Origin of the sequence: Listeria floridensis FSL S10-1187 (assembly GCF_000525875.1) — a bacterium.
Taxonomy (GTDB): domain Bacteria; phylum Bacillota; class Bacilli; order Lactobacillales; family Listeriaceae; genus Listeria; species Listeria floridensis.
In genome coordinates this window covers 43,048-57,718 of record NZ_AODF01000024.1, presented here as the reverse complement: position 1 = coordinate 57,718, position 14,671 = coordinate 43,048, and the positions used below count along the sequence as shown (strand labels likewise).

The 14,671-nt window shown below is 41.9% G+C and carries 14 protein-coding genes and 1 tRNA gene; 2 read left to right on the top strand and 13 right to left on the bottom strand.

Going from position 1 to position 14,671, the window contains the following annotated elements; all coding sequences use genetic code 11:
• Positions 1–304: 304 nt before the first annotated feature.
• From MFLO_RS09535 to MFLO_RS09485, 11 genes are all read right to left on the bottom strand, one after another.
• On the bottom strand, positions 305–844 hold the full coding sequence (locus MFLO_RS09535) for a DUF2975 domain-containing protein (RefSeq protein ID WP_036097725.1): 540 nt from the start codon (positions 842–844) through the stop codon (positions 305–307).
• A 180-nt stretch (positions 845–1,024) separates the two neighbouring features.
• Positions 1,025–1,387, bottom strand: coding sequence for an iron-sulfur cluster biosynthesis family protein (locus tag MFLO_RS09530; RefSeq protein ID WP_036097723.1), 363 nt, complete (start codon positions 1,385–1,387; stop codon positions 1,025–1,027).
• Positions 1,388–1,444: 57 nt separating this feature from the next.
• Positions 1,445–2,455 carry a type I glyceraldehyde-3-phosphate dehydrogenase gene (gene gap / locus MFLO_RS09525; protein ID WP_036097721.1) on the bottom strand — a complete coding sequence of 337 codons (1,011 nt, stop codon included), beginning with the start codon at positions 2,453–2,455 and terminating at the stop codon, positions 1,445–1,447.
• Between the two features lie 152 nt (positions 2,456–2,607).
• A complete protein-coding gene (locus MFLO_RS09520) occupies positions 2,608–3,048 on the bottom strand; it encodes a GNAT family N-acetyltransferase (RefSeq protein ID WP_036097720.1) in 441 nt (146 codons plus the stop codon).
• 18 nt (positions 3,049–3,066) lie between these two features.
• Positions 3,067–4,047, bottom strand: coding sequence for an ABC transporter permease (locus MFLO_RS09515; RefSeq protein WP_036097719.1), 981 nt, complete (start codon positions 4,045–4,047; stop codon positions 3,067–3,069).
• Positions 4,040–4,948, bottom strand: a complete 909-nt coding sequence (locus MFLO_RS09510; RefSeq protein WP_036097718.1) for an ABC transporter ATP-binding protein — start codon at positions 4,946–4,948, stop codon at positions 4,040–4,042. Before MFLO_RS09510 ends, MFLO_RS09515 begins: the two co-directional genes overlap by 8 nt.
• Positions 4,945–5,733, bottom strand: a complete 789-nt coding sequence (locus tag MFLO_RS09505; RefSeq protein WP_036097749.1) for an SGNH/GDSL hydrolase family protein — start codon at positions 5,731–5,733, stop codon at positions 4,945–4,947. The genes MFLO_RS09510 and MFLO_RS09505 overlap by 4 nt, the downstream gene beginning before the upstream one ends.
• Positions 5,734–5,807: 74 nt before the next feature.
• Positions 5,808–6,545 (bottom strand): FAD synthetase family protein, encoded by a 738-nt coding sequence (locus MFLO_RS09500; RefSeq protein ID WP_036097717.1) that lies wholly within the window; start codon positions 6,543–6,545, stop codon positions 5,808–5,810.
• A 189-nt stretch (positions 6,546–6,734) separates the two neighbouring features.
• Complete coding sequence (locus MFLO_RS09495) at positions 6,735–7,394, bottom strand: aminoglycoside 6-adenylyltransferase (protein ID WP_162148153.1); 660 nt, start codon at positions 7,392–7,394, stop codon at positions 6,735–6,737.
• Between the two features lie 43 nt (positions 7,395–7,437).
• Positions 7,438–9,390 (bottom strand): heavy metal translocating P-type ATPase, encoded by a 1,953-nt coding sequence (locus MFLO_RS09490; RefSeq protein WP_149023017.1) that lies wholly within the window; start codon positions 9,388–9,390, stop codon positions 7,438–7,440.
• Between the two features lie 258 nt (positions 9,391–9,648).
• On the bottom strand, positions 9,649–10,563 hold the full coding sequence (locus MFLO_RS09485; protein ID WP_036097716.1) for an aldo/keto reductase: 915 nt from the start codon (positions 10,561–10,563) through the stop codon (positions 9,649–9,651).
• A gap of 157 nt (positions 10,564–10,720) precedes the next feature.
• Here MFLO_RS09485 and MFLO_RS09480 point away from each other — a divergent pair.
• Positions 10,721–10,811, top strand: a tRNA-Ser gene (locus MFLO_RS09480).
• Between the two features lie 73 nt (positions 10,812–10,884).
• Here MFLO_RS09480 and MFLO_RS09475 read toward each other — a convergent pair.
• Positions 10,885–12,402: an ABC-F family ATP-binding cassette domain-containing protein gene (locus tag MFLO_RS09475; RefSeq protein ID WP_036097715.1), complete on the bottom strand. Its 1,518-nt coding sequence runs from the start codon at positions 12,400–12,402 to the stop codon at positions 10,885–10,887.
• Positions 12,403–12,987: 585 nt separating this feature from the next.
• Here MFLO_RS09475 and MFLO_RS09470 point away from each other — a divergent pair.
• Positions 12,988–13,404, top strand: coding sequence for a hypothetical protein (locus MFLO_RS09470; protein ID WP_036097714.1), 417 nt, complete (start codon positions 12,988–12,990; stop codon positions 13,402–13,404).
• Positions 13,405–13,447: 43 nt separating this feature from the next.
• Here the strand turns inward: MFLO_RS09470 and MFLO_RS09465 are convergent, their stop codons facing one another.
• The gene (locus MFLO_RS09465; protein ID WP_036097713.1) at positions 13,448–14,527 is read right to left on the bottom strand and encodes a PTS sugar transporter subunit IIC; all 1,080 of its coding nucleotides are present in this window, start codon (positions 14,525–14,527) and stop codon (positions 13,448–13,450) included.
• Between the last annotated feature and the right edge of the window lie 144 nt (positions 14,528–14,671).

Sequence of the window (14,671 nt, the reverse complement as noted above, 5' to 3'; positions counted from 1 at the left end):
TGCTTACAAAAAATAAGTACACAGTGAAAACCGCATACTTATCTCGTAAAAAGTCTTTTAGATACTGATTTTTATTCCATTAAAAAGCCAGTTATAACCTCATTAAAAATGCTGGATGATCAATCATCATCCAGACCAAAGCAGACACAACAAAGAACATAATTCCAATACTGAGCCGCCTATTTTTTTTCATGTGCTTCACTCCTCATTTCATCTAGTTGATTTAAGCCAAGAGATAGAGCTACATTGAAAACATGAAAATAACACCCCCAAAAAAAATGATGCGCAACTCTTTTCATTTTTTTCACGCTTCATCCTTTGCCTTTTGTAGCTCAGCTCCGTAGCGAAAAACTTCAGTCAAACAGAAAAACAAAAGCGCGAAGAAAAACGTTGCCCCAACACCGATTCTAACATAATATCCCGGCATGAAAAGCGTATATAAAATCGAAAACAAAAGCTGTGGAATTATCGCATAAACCAACAATACCCAAGAAATTTTCCGAAGCCGCGTTACCTGTTTCTCCTCAAATGGTTTAAAACGCTTAGAAAGGTCCTGCAAAATCCTTCCAAATGTCCAGAACAGAAAAGTAAGCAAACTCGCTGAAACTAGCATAACAATCATAAAAATCCATGATTCTCTCACAGAAAGATTGAAGCTGCTTTCAACCGTTTTTTGAAAAGTAAAGAAAAATCCGCTCTCATCCTCAAGCATATTTTTAGTCAGATCTGCACCGCTAAATTTCGCAATTATACTGATCAAAGCAATAATTAAACTGCCGACTGCCACAAGCTTACAAAGCACACTTAACATAAAACTAATCTGTTGAATTCGTATTTTCTTCATCTGTTTTCTTCCTTTCTTCTAGCTGCATAAGCCAAGTATAGCACGAAAACAGTTCCTCACTATAGTATTTTTGTAAGCTCTTTCTTTTTTTGCAAACTAACACTCATTTTATCGCTGCATTTCATTCATTTTACATATTCTGCATACAAAAACAACCTGCGAATAAAGTCGCAAGTTGTTTTATTTCAAGATCATTGTTTTATCTTTCAAAAGCACATTCCCAGAGATCATACCGCTATAAGCTCCACCAAGAACAAGCATCCCCATGCTACTTACCCGAAGATAATTACCCTCGTCTAAATACTTGAGCGAATATGGTTTTGCAAAAATCGTCCCAAGATTTGATTCAATTTCTGCTGCATATTCGCCAAGTTCCGCATCCTGATTCGCGAACACAACGTCAAACAGCAAATCGAGGCTACAGCTTCCGGCAACGTCAGAAAACATTCCCGCACCGTCATTCAGATTTAAAACCAGCTTAGCATTCTCAGGTTTCCGCTTACGAATAATTTCTGCAGCTTCTTCCGAAATATCTATCCGCATCTTCCTCACCACCTCATAAAATAAAAAAGGCGGCCGAAGCCGCCTTTCGAATTTCCCTTACAAGTTCGCAAATTTTTCAAGCAAGCGAATCATTTGGCAAGTGAAACCATATTCATTATCATACCAAGAAACTGTCTTAACTAGTTGTTTATCACCAGCAGTTGTTACCTCAGTTTGAGTTGGATCATAAATCGAACCGAAAGTCGTTCCGATCACATCACCAGAAACGATTTCACGATCATCATAACCGAACGATGGGTTATCAATCGTATGTTTCTTAAGTGCTTCGTTCACTTCATCAGCTGTTACCTTTTTATCAAGAATTGTAACAAGCTCAGTAAGAGAACCGTCGACAACTGGAACACGTTGTGCGTGACCTTGAAGACGTCCGTTTAATTCCGGAATAACAAGACCAATGGCTTTTGCAGCACCAGTCGAGTGAGGAATTGTATTGTCAGCAGCCGAACGAGCAGCACGCAAGTTTCCACCGCGAACCGGACCGTCAAGAAGCATTTGTGTCGATGTATACGCATGCACAGTTGTCATCGTACCTACTTGGATACCGAATTCTTTGTGTAAGAAGTAAGCCATTGGTGCCAAGCAGTTTGTTGTACAAGAACCAGCCGAGATGATCTTATCGTCAGCCGTAAGTGTATCATCATTAACATTATAGACAATCGTTTTCATTTGACCAGCCGGAGCTGAGATTACAACACGTTTCACACCAGCATCCAAATGCGCTTTCGCTTTTTCTTCGGATGTATAGAAACCTGTACATTCAAGAACAATATCTACACCGTTTTCTTTTGCCCATGGAATTTTGCTTGCATCTGGTTCTGCATAAACACGAGTTTCTTGTCCGTCAACAACAATCGAATTTTCAGTTGCTGTAACCGTTCCTGGATAAGTACCGTGAGTCGAATCAAATTGAAGCAGTTGTGCGAGCATTTTCGGATTGGTCAAATCATTAATTGCTACAACCTCAATATCATCAGAAACTTCCTTGATTCTGCGGAAAGCTAAACGTCCGATCCGTCCAAATCCATTAATACCAACTTTTACTGTCATATGAGTTCTCCTCCTAAAAATAAATATATGAAAGTAAATCCTGCTGTCCGTGCTAAACTCACGCGGGTTATAAAAAACCCCACAATCCATCTATACCCACTTTTTTCCATTCTAACTACATATTTTTTCACTTTTTTTTAATGAAAGCGTTATTATTTATTATTTTTTCGTTTCATCCACGTATAAATCTCATCGAACGGCTCAATTTCCTCAAAGCCAAAACTTTGATAGAGTTTAATCGCCGAGTGATTTTCCGGAAGAACACGGATGTAAATGAATGGGTAAGAATAACGTTTCGCCTCGTCAAGCAACCCTTTCAGAACTTGTTTTCCAAAACCTTGCCCTCGAAATTCCGGAGCTGTCATCAAATGGGCAAACTCTAAGTCCTCTTCCGCGTCATCTATCCATATTTCACCATACGCCGCTGCTTTTTCACCGTTCATCACGATGAAAGCTTCTTGATCCTCCGACTCTATCCAGCTTGCGATCCGATCTTTCTCTACAATCCGATTTCCCGTTGCCAAGAAATTATCTGCTTCATTTTGAAAAAGCGGCAAAAGCAGCCGCACATCCGCTGTCGTTGCTCGTCTCACAACAATCCCTCCATTTTCCTAATAAATATCGCGTTTCGTGAATACCCAGTAAGATAGCACGAGTGAGACCAGCCCCCAACATGCTAAAACCATAACCGAAAATCCGAGTGTCATTCCGGGAACAGGAGGTGCCGTCCCATTTAAATAGCCTGTCAGCTGCAAATTCACCATAAATAAATATTTCGCACTTGGCCAAGAACTGACAAGATTCGTCAAAATCGTTCCCGTAATCAGCGCCGCAAGCATGATTCCCATCACAGCCGCTGTTTGCCGAACCAAAACCGAGCAGAAAATCGTCAGCATTCCAACCACAAGACTAACAAACCAAGCAAGCCCAAACTCCATAAGCAGCAAGCGCCAGACTGGAAGCTCGTAAACATTTGCCGTATTTACCGTGTCGCCGTTCACTTCAAACCCTGATAAAACAGGAGCATTCCAGCCACCATAGCCAAAAACGACGCCCGAAATGAGATAGGCAATCACTCCTGCTAAAACCATAATCAGCGAGATGGATAATAAAAGCGACAAATACTTGCTTGTCAGAATTCGTGACCGTGCAACAGGCCGTGTTAACAGAAACTTAATCGTCCCAGAACTCGTTTCAGATGAAATTAAGTCTGCCGCAATCACCATCATGAAAAGTGGGAAAAGCAGGCTGATTCCATTTTCAACAAAGCTCTTCAAAAACATTGGTGCCCCAGGAGCATCTGGATTAATATCGTGCGCAAGATAATACTCAAGCTGTCCGATCAACACCTTAAAATAAGCCTGATAATCATCCGGAAGCCGGCCAGAACCCAGCCGATTTTCAAGGTCAATAATCCGCTGCTCCGTCTGCACATGCCAATCCGCTGTCCCCGCTTTCGCTTCCTCTTCCGCATGTTCGCGGTACTGCGCGTAAGTAAAAATCCCTGAAATAATCGCGACAATCAAAAGAATAATCAACATTCGCCGCTTGCGCCATAATTTCAGCTGTTCATTATACACAAGATTATACATGATCTGCTTTTCCTCCCGTCAGCTCGAGAAAGAGTTCTTCAAGCGAAGGTTTCACGATCTCCATCCGCCGAACCGCAACTTGCCCGCGAACGAGCGCTTCATTCCACAGCGAGTGTTCCGGATTTTTTTCGGTAAAAAGAAACTTTCCACGTGTTTCTACTTCGGTAAACGAAGCCAAAATCTCCCTACCCTGAATTTGCGGCTCCACTTCCCAGCGAATTTGTTCACGCGAACCAAGCAAATGCTTCACTTCATCCGTAACAAGAAGCTTTCCTTCCGTCATAATCGCTACCCGGTCAGCGAGCAATTCAATTTCACTTAACAAATGCGATGAAACAAGCACGCTGATACCAGTTTCCTCCGCCAAAGCACGAATGAAATCCCGCATTTCATGAATACCGGCCGGATCAAGCCCATTTGTTGGCTCATCGAGAATTAAAAGTTTCGGTTCACTTAGAAGCGCTTGTGCAATCCCAAGCCGCTGCCGCATGCCAAGTGAATATGTTGAAACTCGCTCATCAAGTCGTTTATCAAGCCGCACAAGTTTGGCTACTTCGCGAATTCGTTCCGGCTTAATCGACCTGTCCATCCGCGCTAAGTATTCCAAATTTTCTCGCCCCGTTAGAAACGGATAGAATTCTGGGTTTTCGACGATTGCCCCCATCCGCTGCATCGCTTTCTTAAAGTTTTTCCGAATATCATACCCGTCAACCAAAATCGTCCCCGAACTTGGCCTAATCAGCCCAACGAGCATCCGAATCGTCGTCGTTTTCCCCGCCCCGTTTGGCCCAAGAAAACCAAATACTTCGCCGGGCCCCACTTGAAACGAAATATCCTCGATAATCCTTTTTTTCTTAATCATTTTCGTTAAATTTTTCACTTCGAGTACCCATTCGCTCATTTCAGCACGCCTCCCGCCTTCAAAACTTCCGCAAGCCGATTTCCAATAAGCGTGTAGCCAGCATGATTCGGATGGAAATGGTCAGATGCCAAGTAGCTTTCCGTATCAAGCTCAAGCAAATCATAAGTAGGCACAAAAATGATCCGCTCAAATTCCCCTGCAAGCTTCGCCGTATCAAAATTCCATTTCGCAACCACTTGCCCCATTTCCTTTCCGTCCGCTTCAGCCGCAAACGGGTGGTAAAGCCCGACATGATACACATTTGCTTTCGAATTCAATTTGCGGATTCGCTCATAAATTGCCCGCAAATTTTTAAGGTAAACCGTTTCCGCTTGATTGGCTGTTTCCGTTTTAAAATCAGTCAGTGCAGCCCCGCCGCGGAACAAGTCATTTCCTCCGATTGTCATTACAATTAAATTCGCATCTTGAACGCGCTTCACAACATCAGGTTTCCTAAGCTGCTCTAGGAGTCCATTCGATTTTGCCCCGCTAATTGCCAAATTAATCTTCAGCGGATTCAGCCCGGACTTTTGCAGTTTCTTTTCCACAATCCCCACATACCCCGCGCCTTCCTGATCCCCAACGCCGTAAGTAAGCGAATCCCCTAACGCCGTGAGTCGAAATGTATCACTTTGCTTTTCTTGTTTAGCCGTTTCCGGCTGCTTTGTTTGTATCTTCGCTTGATCTTTCGGTGCCGCAAAAACACTTAAAAGCCCAACTGCTGAAAGTAAAACCGCCGCACAAGACAGTATTAGCACAAGCCAAACCGTTTTATTTTTCTTCACTTTCGTCACCGCCGCTCTTGTAGAATTAGTCTCATTATAGCAGAAAAGCCGTGCAACTTTCGCCGCACAGCACGCTAGATTTTTTCAATAAGCCGAATCGAATGTTCGCCCTGCGGAAGGTTTGTCCGAAGCGCATGATCTTTCGTCACTTCAACCATTCCCGTTTCAGCCTGATACATGCCCGGTTCTGGCAAAACATAATCAGAAAGACCCGTCATTAGGCCGGCATCAACCGTTCCCGTGATATACCGCGGATGCCCAAGCAACTGTTCCGCTTCAAGAAACTCAGCACGACGAATCAGCGCTCGAATATCCGTCGAACTAATTTTTCCGTCTTCCCCGTCTCGTTTCACTGGCACTGCCGTTACTTCAATCTCAAATGAACGACATAGCGAACGCAAAAGTTTCACATCCGAAGCCCTGCCCTTACCAAAATTAAATTCCTCTCCAACGATAATATGAGATAAATTCAACTTGCTGAGATGCTCATAAACGAACAACTCCGGCGTTGTCTCTGCATATTCCGCCGTAAAATCCGTTTCAAATAAAACATCAACGCCGTAATGCGCTAGCCAGCGTTCCTTTTCCGTACCCGGCGTAATGGCTTCACGATATTCCGGCATTTTTTTAAGTGCCCAAAGCGGATGCGGACTAAAACTGATGACCGAAAATAGCTCCGCCTCCTTCTTGATCCCGAGTGCCGTTTCAAGAATTCGCTGATGCCCGCGATGCACGCCGTCGAACTTTCCGATTGAAAGCACAGCTGGACGCGGATCTTTCGGCGGCGCCAAACTCACATGATGAACCTCCACACACTTCACCCCCTTTTGTTACTTTATGATAAGAAAGCAAAATTCACAACTTTGCTGTTTCAAGCCAAGTTCGCGATGACGCATTTTAACTTGCTGAGCCGTTCAGTTTCCAAAGAAAACCCCCGCCGCAGTGCAATTTCTTCCGAAAGTTCTTTAAAAACCTCAAGCTTTTCCATTATTTTTCCGGTTTCAAAAAAAAAGCTCCACTTTTCTAAGCCAGCTCGGTTCGAGCCATTCTGCCATATGCCGCCCTGAAAATTCGGGCTCCTGACCATTTAACCGGCTGAGTTCATCTAAAAGTGGCAGTAAATACTGTTCGCGCATTCCTGCTTCTAGGTTGAAAACGAAAAACCGCTCACCGCGGCAAGTAAATTTTGCTACATAGTGCGCCTCAAGATAGAACTGATCAACAAGATCGTGAAAAACGGCTTCCGAAAGCGGTTCTTTGCTATCCATCACAAGAAATCTGGTCAGATTCTTTGCTAAATTCTCCTTGTCTAGTAAAACGAGATAGCGTTCATAATACGGAAACGGTTTCGCAAGCATTTCGATCGGCCAAAACGAAAAATCGGCTTTCACTCCATTTTCAAAGATCACAATCAGCGATCGCATTCCTTTTGCTACAGGAAAATCAAGCGGCACCGCAACAAGCGTTTCCATAATCTGCTCAAGCCAATGCCCGGCTGAAAAGTCCCGCTCTCCCTCTATCCAAAAATTTAGATCAAGGTCTGATAGCTCATCTACATAGCGCTCTTTCGCAAGCGAGCCTTCCTGTACAACCATCCTGATTTCCTCTGTCTGCTCCGCAAACTTTAAAATCTGAGCAAGTGTTTCATTCCGAGCATCCATCCGCATCCCTCCAAGCACTATTATAACAAATAACATCGGCTTCCTACGAAGCCGATGTTTTCAAACGGTAAATCTGCGGGGCACTGACTTGACCTTGCTCGCCTTGTTTTTCTTCCGGAAGTTTCCGGTTCGGCAAAAGCAGTCTAAGACCGTTCAAGATGACCAAAATGGTACTGCCTTCGTGTCCGATAACACCAAACGGCAAATTAATCGTTTGAAACAAGTTGGCAATCACAAGACTGATAATGACGAGAATCGCAAACGCAATATTTTGCTTCACAACACGATCAAGTCGTACCGAAAGCGTTCGTGCATAAGCGAGCTTCTCCAAATCATTTTTCATTAATACAACATCTGCCGTTTCCATCGCGATATCCGTTCCCTCTCCCATTGCAACCCCAACCGTCGCATGAGCAAGCGCAGGCGCATCATTAATTCCGTCCCCGACCATTGCAACAGCGCCATAAACCGACTTCAAATCTTCCAAAACTTCCACCTTATTTTCCGGAAGACAGCCGGCAATCACGTAATCAATCCCAATTTCCGCACCGATCGCAAGCCCCGTTGCTTCGTTGTCCCCCGTCACCATAATCGTTTTAATGCCGCGTCGTTTTAATTCTGCAATAGCACGAACAGCCTCGTCACGTTTCACATCTTTCAGCCCGATCAGCCCAACAATTTTGTCTCCCTTTGTCACATAAACAAGCGTTTTTCCTTGTCGAACCAAATGATCTGCATCCGACTCTGCAAAGTTTTCCGCTTGATTACCTTCCTTGAAAAAGGCTTTCCCAACACGCCAAACTTGATTTTGAAAAATCGCTTCAACACCAAAACCGGGAACATCTTTCATTTCAATCTCTCGAAGCGTGCCACTAACTTTGTCCCCAAACTCATTTACAATTGCCTTAGCAAGCGGATGCATCGAATTTTTCTCAACCGCATAAGCCAAATCAATCACTTCTTGCCGGTCCGCATCAGGATGAACCAAAAAGTCCGTTACAACCGGCTTTCCTTGCGTGAGCGTTCCTGTCTTATCAAACGCAACAGCCTTCACATTCTTTAAGTTTTCCAAGTGAACGCCGCCCTTGAACAGAATCCCATTACGCGCGCCATTTGAGATCGCAGCAAGCGTAGCCGGCGTTACAGCCGCAACAAGCGCACAAGGCGAAGCGACCGTAAGCAGCACCATTGCCCGGTAAAACGTCTCATTCCAGCCCCAGCCGAATGCAAAATGCGGCAAAAATAGCATAACCAGAACGAGCAGCAAAACAATTTTCACATATTTATCTTCAAACCTCTCGATAAACTGCGCGGTACGTGAAGGTTCGCTTTGTGCTTCTTTCACCATTCGGATGATTTGACTGAACAATGTCTGATCAGCCGTCTTCGTAACTTCAAGCGTAATCGCGCTACTGATGTTCACTGTTCCGCCGAATACCTCTTCGTCCATTCCCTTTTCAACTGGTATCGACTCTCCGTTAATCGCCGCTTGATCGACCGATGTCGTCCCTTTTCGGATAACACCATCAATTGGAATCCGTTCTCCAGGACGAACCAAGAGGAGCTGACCTGTTTTGAGATCATCAACCGCTGTTTCTTGCAACTCTCCATTTTCCAAAAGTAAAAAAGCCGTTTCTGGTTGAAAAGACATTAACTTTGTAATTTCACGCCGGCTTTTATTGGTCGTATATGTCTCAAGCGCCCCGCTAAGTGAGAAAATAAAGATTAATACGGCGCCTTCAAGCCAGTACCCAATAATAGAAGCCCCTGTCGCCGCTAGAACCATCAGCAGTTCCACGTTTAACTTCTTCGTCTTAATCGTATCCCTAATCCCATCACGCGCCTGTTCAAAACCACCGATAATAAATGCGGCAACGAAAATAACCGCTGTCATCGTTCCCGATACTTCCCCGTCCAAGCGCCAGCCAATTAAAATCAATATTCCACTGATTGCCGTTGCTGCAAATTGCCAGTTTTCCTTTAACTTCTTCATCATTTTTATCCGCTCCTCTCTTAATGAGAATATTTCTCAGAACCCTAAAAAACACGAAAATCTGCTTTTGCTACCGCAAAACCAGATTAAAATCATTATAATTTATTGAGTTTTTTATCCAACTTAATTATAACATGTATCAAGTTATCCATCAATACAATTGATAAAATTATATTCTAATTGAGAATGAAAACCATTCCCGTTATCCATAAAAAAGAGCTAGAAGAAAAGATTCTTCTAGCTCTAGGTATTCATTTAACTTTAAGGCAATACATTCCCGGCAGCGCGATAAATTTCATACCATTCTTCACGCGAAAGTGTAATATCAGCACCTCTTCGAATCGAAGCAATTCTTTCAGGATTCATTGTACCAAGAACTGTTTGAATCTTTGCAGGATGACGTAAAATCCATGCAACAGCAATTGCCGAGTTGCTAACTTGATATTTATTGGCAATTTCATCAATTTTCGCATTCAGTTCCGGGAATTTCGGATTGTCTAAAAAGACCCCTTCAAAAAATCCATATTGGAAAGGAGACCACGCTTGAATTGTCATATCATGAATCCGACTGTAATCAAGAATACCGTTATCACGATCAAGCCCTGCATCAACCTTCATATTAACATTAAAACCAGCGTCGATCATTCCCGTGTGCATCACACTAAACTGCAGCTGGTTCACGATCAGTTTTTGCTTCACGCTTTTTTTCAAAAGTTCAATTTGAAGCGGACTTTGATTACTCACACCAAAGTGACGTACTTTTCCAGCTGCCTCAAGCTCATCAAAAGCTTCAGCCACCTCATCTGGTTCAACAAGTGTATCTGGACGATGAAGCAGAAGAGAATCCAAATAATCCGTTTTTAAGCGTTTCAAAATCCCATCAACCGATTCTACAATATGTTGCTTGGAAAAATCGAAAAAACCGTTACGAATTCCGCATTTGGACTGCAAAATAATCTTTTCGCGTGTAGCTGCATTCATTCCAATCGCATCTGCAAACACTTCCTCAGATTTTCCGCCACCATAAATATCTGCATGATCAAAAAAGTTAAGTCCATTTTCAAGTGATGTTTGGATCACTTTTTCTGCCTTATCCTTTGTAAGATCAGCCATTCGCATACAACCGATTGCAATACTCGGAGTTTCTAGTTCTCCGCCAAGTTTCAGAGTTTCCACTTGCTTCACCTCTTCATTTAGAATACCTTTATTTTACCATTACATGAAAGGGTTACCAAGTTTTAACTTGATTTTGGAAAAAAGCCTTAAATTCTTAAAAAACACTAGCATTTTCCGCCATTTTATTATACAATTATTTTTGTTGACCAATTATCATGGAGAAATACCCAAGTCCGGCTGAAGGGGACAGACTCGAAATCTGTTAGGCGTCCCTGTGGCGCGCCGGGGTTCGAATCCCCGTTTCTCCGTTCAAAGAAAAAACCTTGAAAACTCAAGGTTTTTTTCTTTGCAAAAAATCTCATTTCTCTCTGCTAATTGACTTTATAATTTTATTTCCCGATCAATCCAGCTTTCATAAAAGCGCTCCTCATGCGAAACCAAGATCAAACTTCCATGATATAACTCAAGTGCTTCCCTAAGAGCCGTTTTACTTGCCGCATCCAAATGATTGGTTGGTTCATCCAAAATTAAGAAATTACTTTCCCGAAGTAGTAGCCGCGTCAACTTGATTTTCGATTGCTCACCTCCGCTAAGAGTTCCAACCGGCCGCGTAATATACTCCGCTTGCATCCCGCTCCTAGCCAGAACTTGACGAATTTCCTTTGTCGAAAGCAACGGATATTCCGCTTGAATAATTTCAAGTGCCGTCAAATTCTGATCTTCAAAATGAATATCCTGTTCAAAGTAACTGACAACAGCATGACGTGCAAAATGAATATCCCCAGAAATCTTTTCAACCTTCCCTAAAATCGTTTTTAGTAACGTTGATTTCCCAATACCATTAAAACCTGTAATTACTACTTTTTCATTTGCTCGAATTCCAAAGTTTAGCGGCGCAAACAAAGCCTGTCCGCCGTATCCAACTTCAAGTTCTTCTACAACAAGACTTTTTCCAGTAACCGTCTCATTCACCTCCGGGAATACAAAGCGCGGCTTCCTTTCAAATTCAGGCGCATCAATTCGCTCCAACCGATTTAACTGCTTTTGCCGACCACGCGCCATTTTCGAATTTACCCCAGCCTTATTTTTCCGAATATAACTTTCCGTTTCCTTAATATGGCGCTGCTGTTTAACATATTCTCGCTGATATTCCTCTCGTAAATGTTCCTTTTGACGCACAAAATGCGAATATGGACCGCTATATTTCTTTATCGTCCCAAACTCAATATCAAGAAACTGTCCCGCTGCCTTTTCCAAAAAGTCAAAATCATGCGAAACCACCATAAACGCTCCTGGAAACTGCGCCAATTGATTACTAAGCCAAGTCACATGCTCCTTATCCAGAAAATTTGTGGGCTCATCCAGCAAAAAAATTTCAGGCTTTTCGAGCAAAAGTTTTGCTAGGATAATTTTAGCTCGCTGTCCCCCGCTTAACTGTCCAATTTTACGATCCATTCCAAGCGCTTCAATTCCTAGTCCGCGTGCCGTTTGTTCAATCAGCCGATCACTGGCATAAAAATCCGATTGAATCAGCCGATCTTGAATCCGAGCCGCCCTTTCAAGTGACTTTTCATCTGCCTCCGCGTAAAGCCCATTCATCTCTGCTTCCATCCGGTAAAATTCTTCAAACGCCAGTTCCAGATATGCTTGAATTGTTAGATCTGCTTCAATTTCCGCATACTGATCCAAATGTGCGACTTTCAATCCTTTTTGCCACTTTATTTCTCCAGAATCTGGCAAACGCTCGCCAAGAAGTATCTTAAGTAGCGTACTCTTCCCAACACCATTTTGACCGACAACACCAACATGATCGCCTTGAAAAATCTCAAATGATGCATCCTTATATAAAGTTTTTTCTGGCAAAGCAAAATTCAAATTTTTAACAGTTACAATACTCATGCTTAATTCCTCTTTCTTTTTCCATTTTACTAACACAAAAAAGCAGGAGACATATACATGCCTCCTGCTAAAAACAAAAGGCCCTCGACAAAGACATGTCGAGAGCCGTTATTTTTCCAATTAACTTTTGTCGGTAAAAATGAGTACACGAAACAAAACTGCATTTTGCAGTATTCACGCACATTCATTTACCGACGGGGAAATTTATAACTGATTAGCCTCTACACAATGCCTCGTCTCTTTCATTTGTGCAGAGGAAATTCTTTCAATAAATGGTAAATTCTTTCTCATAGTTAACACTTCCTATTCCCTAACAGAATAAAGGAAAAAACACGCTTTGTCAACCGCTCCTATTTTACTTTGCAGTTTCAAAAAAACAGCTATTGATAGTCTTGAAAGAACAATCAATGGTTGATTAATTAAAATTTACAACCTATCAGCCATTGATATATTGTATTATTTTTTAACATACAATGCTCTCGAAATGGATTTTTTTAACAAAAACCAAAAAAAAAACACAAAAATGTTTAATTCCTCATAAACAATGGTATATTAAAGCAATTCGTTTTTAAAAGGGGGAATTTTATGTGGCTTTATGAAAAATCTAAAATAGAATGTGAAATTCCAGCAAACATACATGACGTGTTTAAATTTCTAGCCGATAAAAGTAATGTTGCTTGGCGCAAAAACATCGTTCGAGTACAGACAGAAGCTTCGTCAAAAAATATCATTGAAATCTACTTAAATGGACAACAGTTAACATATAATCTTTTAGACGAAAACCCCTCAAAATACCGTATCTATAAAATTCAACATCGTTTTTTTAGTGGCTATATTATGGAGGAATTCAAATTTCTTTCTAAAGAATCCACACGAATAATCATTACTGAAAAAATCCGCATGCATAATGACTTTCTAGGTATTTATTCTAAACTAGCCCTTAATTTCAAATTGGGTCAAGAAAACTATGTGAATGATTTAAAAACTCATCTAATCAAATGAAAAAGTCGATTTGTACAAATCGGCTTTTTCATCATCTGGATTCCTACTGAACTTCAATCCGCAAATCATCTTTTCCTGCCCACCCCATTTTTTTAAATGCTATATAAACCAAAAATGTAATGACACCTGATAGAATAACCCCAACACCAATGTAAACTATAAATTGTGTGATATCAGTTGAAAGAATATTAAGTGGCGCAATAAGTGAGTTCAGCCCAAGCCCAGCCAGCTCGTAGGTTGAGCGAAAACCTAGTCCAGCGGTTGCAATCGGTGCACAAATTATCGAAGCGATAAATGGAGGAATTGCAAGTTGCGGGTGCAAAGTTAAGTTCGGAAACTGAACTTTGGGTGTAATTAATCCTTGAGAAATATTAGCTCCCAAATTATTTTGCCTAAATGACATCACAGTAAATCCAACAAACTGAGCGGTACAACCAATCAAAGCAGCCGCCGATGAAATCGGATCAAGTTGAAGGGCTATAGCAAGCGCAGCAGATGAGGCAGGTGTCATAAGCAACAAACTCCACACTAGCGAAACAACCATTGAACCAATAATCGGATTAATAGTTATGGACTTAGCCATAAATGCACTTACTTGGAGCAGGAGAGGTGTAGTAACCGCCGCTAACCCAAGCCCAGCAACACCACCTACCAAAATCGATAAAAAGGGAATAAACACCATGTCGAGAAAAGTTTTTCCGGTAATCCATTTCCCCACAAGTGCCGCAATTAAGCCCGCTAAAACAGCGCTAATCGGCTGTCCAGTTACAAAAATACCACTACTTTCCGGCTGCATCACAATATGCCCAGTCGCGGTAATCGCCTGCATTGCATCACTAGTAAAATACACTGCATTGGCACCGATTGTAGAAGCAACCATTGCACTAAAAATAACTAAGGTATTTCCTCTTAGTTGATAAGCAATTCCAGCGCCGAACGCAGGAGCCAGTAATAACTTAGCTATAGTTCCAATTGCATGAAAAGCGGGCCAGTGAACAAAATTTCCAATGGTCTCAAATAATAGCCCAATTCCCAACATCACTAACACAGCGTTAGAAACCCCTGCGGCAACCCGATAAACATATTCTTTGATTGTTAGTTTTTCTTCATATGTTTGGTTCATTGTTGTAACACCCCTTTTTAATGTATGTTCATCATCATATCATAACCTAACAAAATTGTCTAAAAATTCTTTTTAGATAAAAAACAAAATATTTTAGAATTATTCCATAAATTGAAAGCGTAAAAAAAGAGCCTTTCATCCCAT

Coding starts and splice junctions, on each gene's coding strand:
- MFLO_RS09535 (WP_036097725.1), bottom strand. CDS start 844: ATGAAGAAAATACGAATTCAACAGATTAGTTTTATGTTAAGTGTGCTT.
- MFLO_RS09530 (WP_036097723.1), bottom strand. CDS start 1,387: ATGCGGATAGATATTTCGGAAGAAGCTGCAGAAATTATTCGTAAGCGG.
- gap (WP_036097721.1), bottom strand. CDS start 2,455: ATGACAGTAAAAGTTGGTATTAATGGATTTGGACGGATCGGACGTTTA.
- MFLO_RS09515 (WP_036097719.1), bottom strand. CDS start 4,047: ATGTATAATCTTGTGTATAATGAACAGCTGAAATTATGGCGCAAGCGG.
- MFLO_RS09510 (WP_036097718.1), bottom strand. CDS start 4,948: ATGAGCGAATGGGTACTCGAAGTGAAAAATTTAACGAAAATGATTAAG.
- MFLO_RS09495 (WP_162148153.1), bottom strand. CDS start 7,394: ATGGATGCTCGGAATGAAACACTTGCTCAGATTTTAAAGTTTGCGGAG.
- MFLO_RS09490 (WP_149023017.1), bottom strand. CDS start 9,390: ATGATGAAGAAGTTAAAGGAAAACTGGCAATTTGCAGCAACGGCAATC.
- MFLO_RS09475 (WP_036097715.1), bottom strand. CDS start 12,402: ATGAGTATTGTAACTGTTAAAAATTTGAATTTTGCTTTGCCAGAAAAA.
- MFLO_RS09470 (WP_036097714.1), top strand. CDS start 12,988: ATGTGGCTTTATGAAAAATCTAAAATAGAATGTGAAATTCCAGCAAAC.
- MFLO_RS09465 (WP_036097713.1), bottom strand. CDS start 14,527: ATGAACCAAACATATGAAGAAAAACTAACAATCAAAGAATATGTTTAT.